This is a genomic window from Neoalteromonas flava, assembly GCF_002807685.1.
Taxonomy (GTDB): Bacteria; Pseudomonadota; Gammaproteobacteria; order Enterobacterales; family Alteromonadaceae; genus Alteromonas_E; species Alteromonas_E flava.
This window is the reverse complement of record NZ_PEAX01000003.1, coordinates 564,110-579,531: the sequence shown is the minus strand read 5'-3', so window position 1 is coordinate 579,531 and position 15,422 is coordinate 564,110. Positions and strand designations below refer to the sequence as shown.

Annotated in this window: 10 protein-coding genes; 3 read left to right on the top strand and 7 right to left on the bottom strand. The window is 46.4% G+C overall.

The features are described 5' to 3' along the window. Positions 1-70: 70 nt before the first annotated feature. A complete protein-coding gene (locus CSH92_RS08545) occupies positions 71-2,686 on the bottom strand; it encodes a VolA/Pla-1 family phospholipase (RefSeq protein ID WP_100657183.1) in 2,616 nt (871 codons plus the stop codon). 314 nt (positions 2,687-3,000) lie between these two features. On the opposite strand from CSH92_RS08545, the gene CSH92_RS08540 reads away from it, so the two are divergent. Continuing rightward, positions 3,001-3,786, top strand: coding sequence for a YciK family oxidoreductase (locus CSH92_RS08540; RefSeq protein ID WP_420807500.1), 786 nt, complete (start codon positions 3,001-3,003; stop codon positions 3,784-3,786). 90 nt (positions 3,787-3,876) lie between these two features. Here the strand turns inward: CSH92_RS08540 and glnS are convergent, their stop codons facing one another. Next, complete coding sequence (glnS, locus tag CSH92_RS08535; protein WP_100657182.1) at positions 3,877-5,544, bottom strand: glutamine--tRNA ligase; 1,668 nt, start codon at positions 5,542-5,544, stop codon at positions 3,877-3,879. Between the two features lie 158 nt (positions 5,545-5,702). Here glnS and CSH92_RS08530 point away from each other — a divergent pair, with 158 nt between their 5' ends. Further along, the gene (locus CSH92_RS08530; protein ID WP_100657491.1) at positions 5,703-6,737 is read left to right on the top strand and encodes a LacI family DNA-binding transcriptional regulator; all 1,035 of its coding nucleotides are present in this window, start codon (positions 5,703-5,705) and stop codon (positions 6,735-6,737) included. Positions 6,738-6,768: 31 nt separating this feature from the next. Here the strand turns inward: CSH92_RS08530 and CSH92_RS08525 are convergent, their stop codons facing one another. After that, a complete protein-coding gene (locus CSH92_RS08525; protein ID WP_100657181.1) occupies positions 6,769-8,238 on the bottom strand; it encodes an MFS transporter in 1,470 nt (489 codons plus the stop codon). 211 nt (positions 8,239-8,449) lie between these two features. On the opposite strand from CSH92_RS08525, the gene CSH92_RS08520 reads away from it, so the two are divergent. Beyond that, positions 8,450-9,934 (top strand): tryptophan halogenase family protein, encoded by a 1,485-nt coding sequence (locus tag CSH92_RS08520; protein WP_124916941.1) that lies wholly within the window; start codon positions 8,450-8,452, stop codon positions 9,932-9,934. Here CSH92_RS08520 and CSH92_RS08515 read toward each other — a convergent pair. The 4 genes from CSH92_RS08515 to CSH92_RS17110 form a co-directional block, all read right to left on the bottom strand. Beyond that, the gene (locus CSH92_RS08515; protein ID WP_100657179.1) at positions 9,910-12,324 is read right to left on the bottom strand and encodes a glycoside hydrolase family 31 protein; all 2,415 of its coding nucleotides are present in this window, start codon (positions 12,322-12,324) and stop codon (positions 9,910-9,912) included. The genes CSH92_RS08520 and CSH92_RS08515 overlap by 25 nt on opposite strands. A 5-nt stretch (positions 12,325-12,329) precedes the next feature. After that, on the bottom strand, positions 12,330-13,172 hold the full coding sequence (locus CSH92_RS08510; protein ID WP_100657178.1) for an alpha/beta hydrolase: 843 nt from the start codon (positions 13,170-13,172) through the stop codon (positions 12,330-12,332). Between the two features lie 13 nt (positions 13,173-13,185). After that, positions 13,186-15,129: an alpha-amylase family protein gene (locus CSH92_RS08505; RefSeq protein WP_205662142.1), complete on the bottom strand. Its 1,944-nt coding sequence runs from the start codon at positions 15,127-15,129 to the stop codon at positions 13,186-13,188. A gap of 140 nt (positions 15,130-15,269) precedes the next feature. Continuing rightward, complete coding sequence (locus CSH92_RS17110) at positions 15,270-15,422, bottom strand: DUF5989 family protein (protein WP_164084696.1); 153 nt, start codon at positions 15,420-15,422, stop codon at positions 15,270-15,272.

Genomic DNA, 15,422 nt, shown 5'->3' with positions numbered 1-15,422 from the left:
AACCAGCTCGCTTTAACCTACGGCATAAAAAAAGCCGGCATATGCCGGCCTTTTTATGATGTAGTTATTATTAGTTAGCAATAACGGCTTCGTTAGTAATTGGCAGTAAACGGGCCTTACTCGCGATAAAACCAGCAACTTGACGTTGCATTTCAGTCGTAACCGCTGGGCTTGATGCAGGGTTTAAGCTCGATGCGTGTGCACCTTCGTTAAACCATACGTGGCCGCTTAATGGTTCTGTACTTGTGATCGTTGATACCACTTGCTCAAGACCAATTTGACGTGCCAATGGGATCTGGCCAGCTAATGGTAAAGCTGTAGAAATTGGGATCACTTGGTCTGGCAGATTATCACCACCATCGCCCACAACTGACATCATGTGCACCGGTGTATTTGAGCCCAAACGAGCACCGTATGTGATTGGGTCCGCGGCATCCAAGACAGTTTGTGCAGCGAAAGCAAATTGCGCAAATACGGCATTTACACTGGCTGCTTGCTCTGGCGTCAACGCACCTTCAAATGCACTTACGGCAGCAGTTAACTGTGCCTCAGACACATCGGTTGTACCGTATAGTTGCATCAGCAAACCTTGGAACTCTGGTGAAGACTGGCTCAATAACAGACCTCGGATCAAGCCACCAAAAGCACCACTTTCAAGCAGGAACCCAGCTAAACCGCCACCTGGAGATTCAAGCGAGGCCGCTTGAATAGCGAAGAAATTATCGATTAAAGGGTTGCCTAGAGAAGTGTTGGCAATGGCTGCAAAATTACCGCCAGTGATAGCACCTAATGAAACACCCATTACCGATACATCAAACGCATTAATGTCACCAATTTGGCTGGCTGACGTATCAACGAAAGCATTCAAACCAAGACGCAAACCCAACAAATCAGATACTGACTGGCGTAAATTGTCTCGTGCTGTTGGTAAACTCGCTAGGTTCATGTAAACCGTTGCAGAGTTACCCGGATAGGCTTCGTCATCGTTGGTTGTGTTAAGTAAGGCCGGAATGCCAAATTCACTTAAGTCAAAGCCGCGACTTCCGTGCAGTGGCTGGTCGATAGCAACGGTTGCGTAACCCGCCAGAGAAAGCGCGCCAGTAATGGCCAACATATCTTCTTTTTTCGACGTAATACCGTGCGCCAAAATCACTACCGGCCATCCAGCTTCAGGCTTTTCAATTGGGAAACCCAATGCGGTTGCAAGCGCAGGGTTAGGAATAGTAATCTGAACGTCTAATACTTCGTCACCCATGTTGCTGCCTTTGGGCTGCGGTACCGGGTTAAACTTCGTAATATTTCGCGCTGGATCCAACTTCTGGCCATTGATACGCAAATCAGCTAAACCGACTTGCTGACAAAACGCCGCATTAGGCCCAGGAGTCGCTGCTGCAAGCACTTCTTGCGGAGCGCCGGCTAACACAATTCCGCTATCACAAGCCGCTTCCCAAAACTCATTGATTGGAGCGAACGGATTTTCTGCACTTGGAAGCGCAGAGTAATATGGTAAAGATATTGTACCTTCCATGCGCGTTGCTGCACAGAAAGGACCAGCTTGCTGCAGAATACCGGTTGATACTGCGACAGCAAAATCATTCACCGCACCCCATACCGGTGCAAGTTGACCGCCAACTGTACCAAATAAGCCATTACAGGTTTGTAAGGCTGAGAAATCAGTCGCTTCAATTAGTGGGATTAATGGCGCTGCTTCCGGCGGTAACTGGCTAATACCTAGCTGAACAGCTCCAGCAACGGCTTGTGCTGAAACCAACCCCAATGTTTCCATAACATTCTGCGGTCCAGTAGCATCGGTCACTACTATTGCGGGTAATGCTTCACCCGCGGCAGGGTCACCAGCTTGCGCGCGCGCGGCGAACTCAGCAATCATGACTTGCTTCAATGTTTCCATCGTAGAAAGCGTTGATTGTGTAGTAAATGCAGACACATACGTAATCTCATCACGCGAGAAGCCCACACTTGATAAAGCAAGAATGTGTGAGTTGATTAGGTTCTGTAACGATAACTGCGAAGGGCTGGATAATGGTAAGACGTTAGGATCTTGTGCGACCAGCTCCCACGTGGTCGAGCCTGCGACCGATTTACCTGTGGTATCTTTCAGGGCATTAGTCATTACCAATACGTGTCCTGAACCTGCTTTTAATGGATTCAATGGAACAACATTGATGGTATTTGGGCCGCTGAGACTCATCACAAAGTCTTGACCGAATACTAATTTATCGCCCACTTTACAGCCTGCACTCGGCACGCGAATCGCTGCACAATCAGGATCTGACTGATCAAGTCCGAGTGTCGCTTCGAAAATATGTACACCAGCCGATAGAGTAGTTTCATCAAGCGCAACACCGTCTGGTGTTTCCACATTAATGACAAATGGATGACTGGTTGCCCAACCATCAAGTACATTTAAAGCGTTCTGCGGGTCACCAAAGTTCGTTGGATCGGCAACAGGAATATTCAGTGTGTAATCGAAGAACCCATCGCTGCCAGGCAACATGAGTAAGTCGTTAGGGATGTTGAGCTCACCAGCACCTGGATCAAAAACGATCCTTGATTGTGGTTGCTCTACCGGCACTTCAGCTTCGATGTCAGCGATTGTCTCGCCACCACCACAACCCGCCAAGCCTAGCGCCATGGCGATGCTGCTGCTGATTAATAGTTTTCTCATTTCGACTCCCTACAATTCTATTGTTATTCTTGTTCATGGATAGAGACTGTGCGTACTTGACGTGCACTGTTCACATGAATGAACAAATATTAAACAAGTAAGACCAGTTAACTTTAGCGTAATATTATGGGCTTTGTAGCAACATTGCAAAGGTTTGTTAACACTTTGTAATTATGTTGCATAAATTCGGCTTTTGCGCGCCAATCAGAAATTATTTTTATGCTAATGCACGTATATTTCGTTTATCATCCTGCATTTGCTATCGAAGCCTGCTTGGCTTCGTCAATACTATGCAACTAAGGCTGCATCACAACATGATGAATTCACAGATTTTTGAACGCGAAATAGCGATTGCAAACAACTATTCAGCAACACCAAATGAACTCGACGGGAAAGTCATTTTGATCACCGGTGCTGGCGATGGAATTGGAAAAGCCTTGGCGACTACCTATTCCGCGCTTGGTGCAACTTGCATTTTATTAGGTAAAACTGTCAGCAAACTCGAGGCAGTTTATGATGAGATTGTGGCCAGTGGTGGTCCCGAGCCGGCGATTGTCCCTTTAGATTTAAAAGGGGCTACTCCGCAGCATTACACCCAAATGGGTAGCACTATCATTGACCAATTTGGTCACTTAGACGGTGTGGTGCTCAATGCCAGTATTCTAGGCGCGTTGTGTCCGTTCTCAGAAATTTCAGCAGAGGAATACAATGATGTTATGCAAGTTAATGTCAATTCTTCCTTTGCACTAATGCAAGGCGTATTACCCGCTTTAAAGTTAAGTGATTTAGGCGCTTCAGTAATTTTTACAACGTCATCAGTTGGCCGTAAAGGACGCAAGTTTTGGGGTACTTACAGTATTTCTAAATTCGCGACTGAAGGGATGATGGAGGTTTTGGCCAACGAGTACTCCCCCAGCCGGATCCGCTTTAATTGTGTTAATCCGGGTGGCACTCGCACAGCAATGCGAGCCAAGGCATTTCCAGCAGAGGACCCGTCACAGTTAAAAACACCTGACGATATTATGCCAACCTACTGCTATTTAATGAGTAGCAAAAGTGCACAGGTCAGCGGGTTAGTATTTGATTGCCAACCGAAATAGCGACGCGTTAGCCAACGCCGAACACACAAACGCAATGCATAAAAAAGCCAGCACATAGCTGGCTTTTTTATGCATATAAATATGCGGCATCTAGTTACCGCCTTCAGAATTACTCCATGTATCGCGTAATCCGACAGTACGATTGAACACCAAACGCTCTGACGTCGAGTCATTATCAACACAAAAATAACCTGTGCGTTCAAACTGAAAAGCTTGTAAAGCCGTCGCAGTTGCCAGTGAGTGCTCAGCGAATCCTTGCACTACCGCTAGTGATTCGGGATTGATAGTGTCAACAAAGTTTTCTGCACTTGCAGGGTTTGCTTGATTAAACAAACGATCATACAAGTTGAATGTTGCTGGAATGCCGGTTTTAGCGTCAACCCAGTGAATAACACCTTTAACTTTACGTCCATCAGCAGGGTCTTTACCTAATGTATCTTTATCATAGGTACAATAGATAGTAGTCACTTTACCATCAGGAGCAGTGTCAAAACGCTCTGCTTTAATCACATATGCATTGCGCAAACGCACTTCTTTACCCAGTACCAAACGTTTAAACTTTTTATTGGCGGATTCGCGGAAATCTTCAGCTTCAATCCATAGTTCTTTGCTAAACGGAACAGCACGCGTCCCCATAGACTCATCACTTGGATGATTTGGGGCATTTAGCATTTCACCGTCACCGTGGTAATTTTCAATCACGACTTTAATTGGATCTAAAACTGCCATTGCGCGTGGAGCGTTTACGTTAAGATCATCGCGAATACACGCTTCCAACATGCCCATTTCAACCAAGTTATCCATCTTGGTAACGCCAATACGTAAACAAAACTCACGAATAGAAGCAGGCGTGTAACCACGACGACGCAGTCCAGCGATGGTTGGCATCCGAGGATCATCCCAACCATTCACGTGCTTTTCATCCACTAGTTGGATCAGTTTACGCTTACTTAATACTGTGTATTCTAAGTTAAGGCGTGAAAACTCATACTGACGGGGTACCGCTGGAGCGCTTATATTTTCAATCACCCAATCGTACAAGCGGCGATTATCCTGAAACTCCAAAGTACACAATGAATGCGTGATTTGCTCAATAGCATCCGAGATACAGTGAGTAAAGTCATACATTGGGTAAATACACCACGAGTCACCCGTTTGGTGGTGATGAGCGAATTTTATCCGATATAGCACAGGATCGCGCATACACATAAATGAAGAAGACATATCTATCTTTGCACGGAGGCAACATTCCCCTTCCTTGTATTTACCCGCGCGCATCGCTTCAAAATGAGCTAGATTCTCTGCAACGCCAGTCTCTCGATATGGGCTGTTGGTTCCTGGAGCCGTTAAAGTTCCGCGCATCTCACGAATGGTATCCTGCGATGAGAAATCAACATAAGCCAAGCCTTTCTCAATTAACTCAATCGCAAACCCATATAAGGCATCAAAATAGTCTGAGGAGTACCGCTCTTTGCCATCCCACTCAAAGCCTAACCAATGCACATCATTTTTAATCGCGTTTACATAATCGATGTTTTCTTTTTCTGGATTAGTATCGTCAAACCGCAAATTACAGCTGCCTTGATAATCTTGCGCTAAACCGAAATTCAGACAAATCGATTTAGCATGTCCAATGTGCAAAAATCCATTGGGTTCAGGCGGAAAACGCGTTCTTATTGTTTGATGCAAACCTGATTGCAGGTCCTTATCAATGATTTGACGTACAAAATTGGTCGGACGATGCTCAGTCTCGGCCATTTAGGCAATCCTCAAAGTGAAATGGTTAGTTCTCGACCGCGCAGTATACCATCGCTCAGCGTTTACGATAGCGATTTATAACATTTCTATCAAAGTCGTTGCGCTAATGAATTGTGCTGTTGTATAAAAAAAGGAATCGATGGTTAGTACAGGCAGTTATTTTGGCAGTTAAAGACAAAGCCACTTCATTCGACATCGCGCACAAGGCTGGAGTTTCTCAGTCTACGGTTTCCCGCGCCTTGAGCAATAGCCCCTTGGTCAATCAAGAAACCCGTGAACGCGTACAGCGCATTGCTCGCGAAATGAATTACAAGGTCGACAAAAACGCCAGCAACCTGCGTAAACAGCGCAGTTCAACAATTGCACTACTACTGTTTGAAGATCCCTCGCCGGATGACTCACTAATCAATCCTTTTTTCATGTCGATGTTGGCAAGTATCACCCGTGCTTGCGCTGCAATTAATTACGATTTGTTGGTGTCGTTTCAAAATATGAACAGTGACTGGCATGCCGAATATGAAGACACCAATAAAGCCGATGGCCTCATTTTGTTGGGCTATGGCGATTATTTAGATTACCGCGATCGATTAAATCAATTGCAAGAACAAGGCACACACTTTGTACGCTGGGGTGCGCATGATAGCGAGTATCCAGGCATTTCGGTTGGCTGTGACAATTATCAGGGCGGCGCTTTGGTCACTCAACATTTGCTAGATCAAGGTGCAAAGTCGTTTGCTTTCATTGGTACCGCGGGTCAGAGAGCACCAGAATTTATGGCGCGCTTTCAAGGCCACATAGATACCCTTGCAGCAGCCAATTTACTTGCCACAGAGGCGGTTCAATATAATGCAGTTTCAACCGAAGAAGCTGGCTTCTCTGCCACTGAGAAAATGCTAAAAGCTGGGATCAAACCCGATGCACTTGTTTGTGCGAGCGATTTAATCGCGGTCGGAGTAATAAAATGCCTCAAATACCATGGTATCCAAGTACCCAAAGATATGCTGGTGAGTGGGTATGATAATATTCCAATTTCAGCCTTTACTACGCCTACCCTAACGACTGTTCAACAAGACACCAAACGGGCTGGAGAACTCCTGGTGAATCACTTAGTAGAGCTAATTAACAATCGCGAAGTTGCCGATTATTTAATGCCAGCTGATCTGGTAATACGTCAATCCACTATCCGCGATTAGCGACCGATTATTCGGCCGCGTGCAAGTCGCATTAAGTTGCTGAGGTTTCCTGTCCTTCGCGCACAAGAAATACTGACGCAGCGGCCAATAGCATAGCAACTCCGGCCAGAATGATGATGTATTTGGCCTCGTTTTCAAACACGGAACTTAAAATCCAACCAGACAACAAACCCGACACGATTTGAGGTGCCGCAATCGTGAAGTTAAAGATCCCCATGTAAACACCCGTTTTATTGGCGGGTAACGATCCTGCCAATATGGCATAAGGCATGGCCAAAATTGCAGCCCATGCGATCCCAACACCAATCATTGGTAACAGCAGGTTTACCGCGCCCGCTGGCACTTCAACTTGGGTAATCAAAAGGTTAACTTGGACAGGGGTTAAATCTTGGAAAAACATAAAGCTAATATAGCTGATACCGCCTAGCGCGAGTGAGCCTGCGTAAACGGTCTTACGCCCTAGTTTATCCGCGAGCTTTGCGAGAAATACTGAAAAAACAGCTGCGAATAATGAATAAGCAGCAAACATTATCCCAACCCAATCTCCCGCTGCGCCTTTCGCTTCTACAATATAATCAGGCACTACAGAGACCGATTTAAGGTAGGCGGGGTCGAACCATTGGGTTTCTACGCCCCATATGTGCTGCGTAATCGCTGGCATGGTATAGACCCACATAATAAACAAAGCAAACCATGAGAAAAACTGCACCACGGCTAACTGCTTCATGGTCGTTGGCATGGTTAGCATTAGCTGCCAGAAATTAGCCAACTTCTGACCTAATGAAGTTTTAACCGCGAGTTCTTTTTCAATCTCAGCATGGTCCATGCCTTTGTAACGGTAATAATCTTCAGGTGCATATTCCTTGGTGCGGACCACAGTCCAAATAACCGAGCCCAATAATACTGTTGCGCCAATATAGAACGCCCAGACCACAGATGGAGCTACCTCGCCCGCTTGAGCGGTGTTTTCCAAGCCAACAACATTGGTCAGAACAAAAGGTAAAATCGAACCCACAACGGCGCCAATATTAATCAATAACGATTGTACCGAATAACCAATATTGCGCTGCTTAGCTGGCACCATATCGGAAACGAGCGCACGAAACGGTTGAAAACACACATTAAACGAAGCATCCATTAGTGCTAGCATCAGAGCACCAAAAATCATAGGCGCCATAAAAGCAACAAATAGCGGAGCGTTTGGCATTAAAAACATACCAATCGCAGCGGCTATTGCCCCAGCTAAAATAAATGGCCGACGACGACCAAGGCGATTCCATGTACGGTCAGATGCTGCACCGACGATGGGTTGCACGATCAAGCCCATAATTGGCGCGACCAACCAAAACAAACTTAAAGAATGCAAGTCTGCACCTAAATCAGACAAGATCCGACTGACGTTAGCGTTTTGCAAAGCAAAACCAAACTGCACGCCTAAGAAACCAAAACTGACATTCCATACCTGCCAAAATGAAAGCTGCGGCTGGTTCGATTGATTCATGCTGTATACCTATTATTATTTCGCTTCTTGTTGATGCGAATTGTGTCCCGTGGAATGTGCCATAATCTTTAACACCAAATTAACAATGCAGTCTAACCATGTCGCCGTAAAAATACTATTCAGCTGCATACGTATTCAATTGCAAACCGTATTCGCAATTTATCTGGCGCACGGTTACATTAGCTTTAATCGCATTTAAAAAGGTTTTTCAGTGAGTATTAGGAAACCCTCGTTATTAGTCGTTGGCGGTGGCACAGCCGGTTGGATGACAGCGGCTCTGCTTCAGCATCACCTGGCCCCAGCGGGTTTTACTATCACTTTGGTTGAGTCACCCGACGTTGGTATCATTGGAGTTGGTGAAGGTTCTACGCCACAATTAAGAAATTTTTTTAATTTGCTGGGAATTGCGGAAAGCGCTTGGATGCCTGCATGTGATGCCACATTCAAAAATGGCATACGCTTTAACCAATGGATTGCTAAACCGCAAAGCACTTATTTCCATCCCTTCCCTTCACTCACTGACAAATTCACGGCTGGCGCGTTTTTGCTCAATTGTCATCAACGCCAAAATGGCATAACCAGTTATACCCAACCCGATGATTTCTTTCTTGCGGCGTATTTATCGGCGCAGGGAATGAGCCCCAAATCGACGGATCCAAAAAGGGCACCGGCGATTAATTACGCCTATCATTTTGATGCGATTAAGGTAGGCCAATTTATTCGTCAGCACTGCGTAAACGCGGGTGTCCAGCACATTACTGCGCATGTTGATAGCTGTCGAAAATTCCCCAACGGTTCAATCCAAAGCGTTATTTTAGCCGATGGCGATGAGCTGAGTGCAGATTGGTTCTTCGACTGCACAGGCTTTCGCGGACTACTGATCCAAGAAACATTAAAAACCCCGTTTATCTCTTTTAAAGACAATCTATTTAACGACCGTGCAGTTGCCATTGGTTCCCAGCGCTGTACCCAACTCTTACCCCAAACCACGGCAACAGCATTAACTCATGGGTGGGCTTGGCGCATTCCCTTAACTACCCGCACCGGAAATGGCTATGTGTATAGCAGTGATTTTTGCGCGCCAGAAACCGCTGAACAGGAATTGCGCCAACATTTAGGTCTCCTCGATGGTGAGGTAGACGTCCGCCATCTCACGATGCGGGTCGGTCGTTGTACAAATACCTGGGTTAACAATTGTATTGCAGTAGGCTTGTCACAAGGGTTTATTGAACCTTTAGAAGCCACAGCCCTGCACATCGTGCAAGAAACCGTCGAAAATTTTATTAGTGCGTTTAGCGCCGGAGACTATGGCGCTCAACATCGCGAACAATACAACCAAGTCATTAATGCCCGCATTGATGGAATTAGGGACTATATTGTCTGTCATTACCAAGCCAGTAACCGCGCAGATAGCGATTATTGGCAAGCCAATACGCACAATACCCAACGCTCTGACTCACTTAACGCAATTCTTGATGTATGGTTTCAAGGCGGCGACCTAACTGCAGAAATCAATCGACAACAAATTGCGCATTACTATCCCGCCGTTTCATGGCATTGCTTACTTGCCGGTTATGACTGTTTTAAATCTAACCAGCACGCAGTCCCCAATGCTAAGGATGAGGCAGTTTTTCAGCGTATAGCCGAACTAGGGAGAGCATTTCTGCCACATCAGTCCAGTGTAATGGAAACCTGATCGCGCAAAGAAAGTTGCACGTGCAGCTCAGCTGTTTCACTGTGCCATTGCACCTCTTCACCGTGCGTAATCGAATAGGCTTTTTCATTGATACTTACACGCTGTGGAGACTGCTGAAGGCCATGCACAATCACTTTAATAGCGCGCTTCTCAGGTTGCCCTGCATACTCGCCAGTGACATTTAAGGTTAACTTCAGTTGCGGCGAATAAGTCGCTTGCATGTGGATAGATTGATAATTCATGCGGGTAACATTGCTAGGATCTGTGCCGTCGTCATCATACAACATGTATTCTGATGCTTGTTGCGCAGGATCAACGTAGAAATGCACATCCATAGTCTCGGTCGAATAATTATCTAATGAGTCAACCGGCGCAACCATTGGTATAAAGGCTCCGGCTTTAACAAAAACCGGTATCTGATCCAATGGTGTAGCTATGCTATGCGTTTTACCGCCTGCTAGTGCAGTGCCATGCCAAAAATGATACCAATGCCCCTTTGGCAGCTCAACATCGACGAGCTCAACTCCAGCATGGGTGATGGGTTGTATTAGCATCGATTCACCAAACAAGTATTGCCGGGTATTCTCAAGCGCGGCTTCAGCATGGTGTAACATGACGGGTCGCATAAAGGGTAAGCCTGTAAGGCTATTTTCATAGGCCAATGAGTAGATATAGGGCATGAGTCGATAGCGCAGTTTCACAAACTCGCGCACATGACTTTTCACCGGTTCGGGATGAAACACCGGTTCTGGCGCAATATGATCTTGCGCGTGAGGGCGATAGACAGGGGTAAATACGCCAAATTGCATCCAGCGGGTGTACAATTCAGCATCAAAGCGTTCACCGCCAGCAAAACCGCCGAGATCCGAGTGGGTATAGGCAAGACCAAACAAACCCATTTGCAACGCAAGCTCGACTTGCGATTGCAACCCACCCCACTCACGACTTACATCGCCTGTCCAAGGGATCATGCCATATCGTTGAGAACCGACAAATCCAGAACGCATCATAACAAAGGGACGCTGTGTTGGTTCTAGAGCTAATTGACGCTCATACACCATTTTAGCCCATTGGTGACCGTAAGCATTGTGCAGCTCGTCGCCTGTCGCCGGTTCACCATTAAGCCGATGAATACTATCAGCAGGATGCACTTCGGGCTCACCCAAGTCGCCCCACCAACCAGCAACGCCTTGTCGTGCTAGTCGTTCATAGTAGGTCCAGAACCAATCTTGTGCTGCCGGATCAAATACATCAACCAATCCGGTGTTGCCAAAATAAAAATCAAATCGTCGCGGCGCTCCAGCCAAATTTCTAGCCAACGCATCATGCTCTACAGCACTATCCCACTGACTGGAAGAACGCAGAATAAATGGCTCAGTAATAACAATGGTTTTGACCCCCTGCTCACGCAAAGTTGCTATCATCTTCTCTGGTTCAGGCCAAGCGTTACGATCCCAAGTCAAATTACCCATATGACCTTTGATGTCCGGGCCAAACCAATAGAGGTCAAGCACCACTGCATCAACGGGAATATCCTGGCTGCGAAATAAATTAATGGTGTCTAGAGTTTCCTGTGCATTGCGATAACCAAACCGAGAAGCAAAATTACCCAGTGCCCAGCGTGGTGGTAAGGGTTGACGACCGGTAATCTGAGTCACTTCGGAGATCAAACCAGCATAATCGGCGGCGGCTGCCACGATGTATGCAGTGCGCCCAGCCACAGCTTCAAACTGTAGTACATCGCTTTCGGTATGCCCGATATCCACAAAACCATTGGCCGAATTATCAAATATGAGCGCATATTTTTTAGACGACATCACGGCGGACAAGCTGTAGTACATTTGTGTCGACTCAGTGGTATACCCGTAGTGCGCGCGGTTGTATAAAGGTAAGCGATGACCACGACGGTCCATCCCCAATACACGTTGCCCTGCGCCCATAATTTGCTCATCATCGCTCAGCGCAAAACGAAACCCTTTGATCGTCTCTTGATTAATTAAACCACTTTCTTCGGAGAGTAATAGTTGCCCTTTACGCCAATAACTCAACTTAAACGGCTGACGCTGGATGTGTACTGTTAGATCGGATAAATGCCATAACCAACCATCGGAAGCCTCTTCGAGTTTATTTTTCACCCGAACATCGAGTTCAGGATCTAAGGCAAACGATGGCAATTGACGTACATTTTGGGGCTGATACCAAACCGCTACGGCACCATCAGTTAATGCCTGCAATTCGACTTTATCTTTGCCCAGCTGTATCTGCAGGGATTGTTCATTATGCGAGATAGCAGTGGCGACATTAGCTTGCGCTAAAACACACCAGCCTAGATAAAACGCGAAGAATAATCCGCCGGTTCGGCACCATTGCCGAAATGAAAAACCCTGCATATCTGTTACTCGTAGTTAAATAAAAAATTCAAAGCAGTTTCAAACTGCGCTGACCAAAGTGCCTCATTGTGCTCACCATCGGGCACTAACACGGCCCTGATTTGATTCGGATGAATCGCTTGTTGGGCATACACCGACTGCATCCGTTGCCAACCGAGAAGCATTGAATCCCCTTCTTTGGCACCCATGATGGTAAATACGCGTTGCTTAGGATTTAATTTTTGCTGCTGAACTAGGCTAAAAGCCTCCTCGGCATACCAAAATGACGGTGAAAAAACACCTGCCTTGGAAAATACATCAGGGTACTGATGGATCGCGTAGTGGGACATAAGACCGCCCATTGAGCTGCCCATGATGGCGGTATTATCAGCCCCGATTAAAACCGGATAATTGGACTCAATGTAGGGTTTGACTACCGATAGAATAAAAGCCAGATAGTCATTGCCGAGGGCGCTGCCATATTGTTCGTGGTCCCACGAGCTTAATTCACGTATTCGATTTTCGCCTCCATGGTCAATCGCAACGACCATAGGCACTGGCAAACCTAACTGTACGCGATTATCCAATATTTCATCAACGCGCCACTCTTCGACATACGCAGTGGCCTTATCGAACACATTTTGTCCATCATGCAGGTATAAAACCGGTACCGGATTAGCAGCACTGGCAGTCTGCGGCAAATATATCCGTACTTTCCTTATTTGGTCGTTATACGGCATCCGTAATGTGTTAATCACAGAGACCCGATTTGATGCCGTTGACTGTATTTGATCTGCCGCCTGGGAGACGTTGCTCCCTAACTGGCTTGCTAACCAAGCGATAACGAAAAAGTGGGTAAATTTACTCATTACGCGACTTTAATTAAAATTCCAGCACGCGCGAGCCTAATGCTCCCAGCGAAATCTGTACCTGCGCATTCCCCTCCGCAGCTACGACTAGCGTGAAATCATCACCACTTAAATGGTCCTGCATTGGGTATTCCCCTGCAGACAAGCCCCAACGACTAACCAACTCGGCTGGAATATTTAACAAAAACGCTTTGCTATCCTCAGTAAACTGGCTGATCACTAACAAACGTTTTTCATCCGTCCAGCGCGCAAAAGCCAGTGTTTTATCATCATAGTCAGATGCTTGGTTGATGTTTGCGGCATGCAGGCTTTGATATTCACCCTGCATGGTCGGATGTTCAGCAGATAAGCGCATCACCTTGATATAAAACTCGCGCAATTCAAGCTCTGCGCTAGACAGCGCCCCGCCATCGAACTTTCCACCGTTCATCCAACGTTGATGTGCCGGAACACCTGCATAGTCAAAAATGGTGGTGCGTGTTGGGTCGCCAAAACCAGTCTCTTCGCTGCCATCTTCACCCACGTCCTGACCGAAATATAGCATCGTGGGTGAACGGCTGATTAATGCTGATACAACCAGCGCGGGTTTACCTTTTTGAGAGTCTCCAGCAAAGTCTGGGCTGGCAATGCGTTGTTCATCATGGTTCTCTAAAAAGTGCAGCATATGCGCTTCAATATCGGCTAAACGCTCTTGCGTTTCCACCAAGGTTTGCGTATCACCGTGCCCCTGCATCACAGCCTTGAGGCTGTCGTAAAACTCAACTTTGTCATACAGATAATCCATCTTCCCCAAGTGTAGATAATCCCGATAAAGATGCGGTTGATAAACCTCAGCCAAGAGAAAGGCGTTGGGATTTTTCATTTTGATGGAAGAGTTTAGAAAAGACCAAAATTCAACCGGTACCATTTCCGCCATGTCATAGCGGAAACCGTCGACGCCTTTATCCAACCAGTAATGCACAATATCGTGAAACTTATACCAGCTATCAGGCAATGACTTGTCTTGCCAAAATGCATAATGGGCGGTGTAATCTAACGCTTTATACTCTTCAGGCAAGCGAGGAAAATCATAAGTTCCATCAGGACGAACGCCATAATTAACTTTAACCGTCTCATACCAATCATTCGCATCAGGTTGCGCTGCACGCGCTCCATTGCCGGTCCATTTTGCTGGCGATTCAGTAAACGCTCCGTCAGCCAATGGGTGCGGGTCTCCGCCTAGTGGCTGATAGCCTTCGGCCGCTGGCACTTTGAAATCTTCGCCGACCACATAATAAAAGTTATTATCGCGGGCATATTCGACACTGGTGTCATCATTGGCACCGAAATCGGCAATGCCCTCTGGCGCAGACAACGATTCATATGCACGTGCCACATGGTTTGGCACGATATCGATGATGACTCGCATACCATGAGCATGCGTGCGTGCAATCAGCGCTTCAAATTCAGCTAGTCGATTAGCAGGATCATCTGCCAGATCGGGATTAACATTGTAATAATCTTTAACCGCATAAGGAGAGCCCGCACGGCCTTTAACCACATCAGGGTCGTCAAGAGAAATGCCGTACGCAGTATAATCGTTGATCACGGCATGGTGTGGAACACCGGTATACCAAAGGTGAGTCGTACCCAGTGCCTTGATCCCAAGCAAGGCTTCATCAGTAAAATCACTGAACTTGCCAACTCCGTTGGTTTCAATCGTGCCCCACGGTTGGTTGGTGGTATTGGTATTGCCAAAAAGTCGGGGGAATACTTGATACACCACAGGTTTGCCCTGCACGGAATGGGTTTCCATCACTTTCGGCTCCTCGACAACTAACGTTGACTCAGACTGCTGTTGTGCCGGAGTGCAACCGAGCAAAATAGATGCCCCCATGATGACACTCCCAACAACAAGATTGAGTCGCTGCTTACTTGATCCTACGCCACTGCCAGTTGGAATTTTTCTTATCACCATGGGTTGCTCATGAGTTGCTCAACAGAAATTGGCAAGTAGCATACCCGTTAATGAATTGTTAACTCAATCTGCATACGTATGTAGAAAGTAATTTAGTCTGATTTTGACATTGAGCGTAGAGAGAACTCTTTAAATTAGCATTAAAAGAGCGTGTAGATAAACGCTGCCAGTGAAGACTGTTGAGTGGCAATGACCACTGCCCCTAATAACGCCATGATGACAACGATCGGAAGTAACCACATTTTTTTACGTACTCGTAAAAATGCCCACAGGTCCTGAAAAAACTCCAACAT

What these genes read in the sequence shown, in the direction of transcription:
- CSH92_RS08525 (WP_100657181.1), bottom strand. Translation starts at nt 8,238, where the DNA reads ATGAATCAATCGAACCAGCCGCAGCTTTCATTTTGGCAGGTATGGAAT.
- CSH92_RS08515 (WP_100657179.1), bottom strand. Translation starts at nt 12,324, where the DNA reads ATGCAGGGTTTTTCATTTCGGCAATGGTGCCGAACCGGCGGATTATTC.
- CSH92_RS08545 (WP_100657183.1), bottom strand. Translation starts at nt 2,686, where the DNA reads ATGAGAAAACTATTAATCAGCAGCAGCATCGCCATGGCGCTAGGCTTG.
- glnS (WP_100657182.1), bottom strand. Translation starts at nt 5,544, where the DNA reads ATGGCCGAGACTGAGCATCGTCCGACCAATTTTGTACGTCAAATCATT.
- CSH92_RS08540 (WP_420807500.1), top strand. Translation starts at nt 3,001, where the DNA reads ATGATGAATTCACAGATTTTTGAACGCGAAATAGCGATTGCAAACAAC.
- CSH92_RS08505 (WP_205662142.1), bottom strand. Translation starts at nt 15,129, where the DNA reads ATGGTGATAAGAAAAATTCCAACTGGCAGTGGCGTAGGATCAAGTAAG.
- CSH92_RS08510 (WP_100657178.1), bottom strand. Translation starts at nt 13,172, where the DNA reads ATGAGTAAATTTACCCACTTTTTCGTTATCGCTTGGTTAGCAAGCCAG.
- CSH92_RS17110 (WP_164084696.1), bottom strand. Translation starts at nt 15,422, where the DNA reads ATGTTGGAGTTTTTTCAGGACCTGTGGGCATTTTTACGAGTACGTAAA.